This is a genomic window from Yersinia sp. 1252 StPb PI, from assembly GCF_048593885.1.
GTDB lineage: Bacteria > Pseudomonadota > Gammaproteobacteria > Enterobacterales > Enterobacteriaceae > Yersinia > Yersinia enterocolitica_E.
The window spans coordinates 1-1,495 of record NZ_JAZGQE010000363.1; the positions used below are offsets into that span (position 1 = coordinate 1).

A 1,495-nucleotide genomic window follows, 5' to 3' on the forward strand; every position below is an offset into this window, starting at 1 on the left:
GATTAAATATTAAGAATATAGAGTTGCTACCCACCACTCCTTATGTGAGAGAGTTATATAATCAGTCTAATATCTATGTAATGACTTCTCGGTTCGAAGGATTCCCTATGGTTTTGCTTGAAGCTAAAGCAAGTGGACTACCGATAATAGCTTATGATTGCGATACAGGCCCTTCAGAACTAATCACTGACCATGAGGATGGATTTATTATACCCTTTGATGATAGTGATAAATTCGTAAAGCAACTTCTAATACTCATTAATAATGAAGAATTAAGAGAAACCATGTCAATTAAATCATTAGAGAATGCAGAACAGTATAGAATAGAGTCTACGATCGGAAGTAAATGGAAAAACTTGATCGAAATGTTAATGAGTGAAAATAGAGTTTAGAATTTAATTACAATTGGATAAGAAGATACCAGTGAATTTATTATACATTATTACAGGGTTAGGTTTGGGGGGGGCTGAAAAACAGACGGTCTTGCTCGCGAATAAGATGCTTTCGGCTGGCCATAATGTCATGATCATATCGCTGACAGGTGAGACGGTAGTAAGGCCTGAAGAGGGTATCCACCTGAGAGAGTTAAATTTAGATAAGAGCATTTTTAATCTATGTAATGGATTCTTCAAAGCTAGACAAATAATAAAGAAATTTAAACCTGATGTCATTCATAGTCATATGTTTCATGCCAACATATTCTCCCGGATACTTCGACTATTCACCAAAATTCCAGTTTTAATATGTACTGCACATAATACTAATGAAGGTAGTACGCTGAGAATGTTAGCGTATAGATATACTGACCGTCTCGCTTCGCTATCCACTAATGTTAGCCAGGATGCTGTTGATTCTTTTGTTAGCAAACGGGCTTCTACTGCCAATAGAATGATTGTGGTAACAAATGGGATTGATACCTCTCAATTTGATTTTTCGGTAAGTGATAGACAAACGAAAAGAGCTGAGTTAGCCATATCAGATGAGACACCAATGCTATTGAGTGTTGGAAGGTTAATGGAAGCAAAAGATTACCCAAACTTACTGAATGCATACTCTTTACTTCTCAAAAATTATAGCTATAAAAGTATTCCACGACTATTCATTGTGGGAACGGGTCATCTTGATACTTATCTTAAAAAAATGGCCAGTGAACTTGCTATTGAGCAGTACGTTACCTTTCTTGGACGCAGGGATGACATCCGGCAATTAATGTGTGCTACCGATATTTTCGTGTTGTCTTCCGAATGGGAAGGATTTCCGCTGGTTATTACTGAAGCGATGGCATGTAAGAAGTTAATTGTTGCTACAGACTCTGGTGGTATTAAGGAGGCTCTAGGTGAATGTGGAGCTGTTGTCCCAGTTAAAGATCCTGACGCTTTGTCTAATGCTATATATAAAATGATAAATTTATCTGATGACGATAAAATATCGTTAGGCGAAAAAGTTAGAGCGCGTATCGTAAAAACAAACTCTATTGATAAAATAGTTGACCAAA

The 1,495-nt window shown here is 36.7% G+C and carries 2 protein-coding genes; both read left to right on the forward strand.

Going from position 1 to position 1,495, the window contains the following annotated elements; all coding sequences use genetic code 11:
* A partial coding sequence (locus V2A85_RS23610) for a glycosyltransferase (RefSeq protein WP_420072541.1) occupies positions 1-392 on the forward strand: 392 nt, incomplete at its 5' end.
* Positions 393-423: 31 nt separating this feature from the next.
* Positions 424-1,495, forward strand: a 1,072-nt coding sequence (locus tag V2A85_RS23615; protein WP_420072542.1) for a glycosyltransferase, incomplete at its 3' end; no start/stop codon positions are given.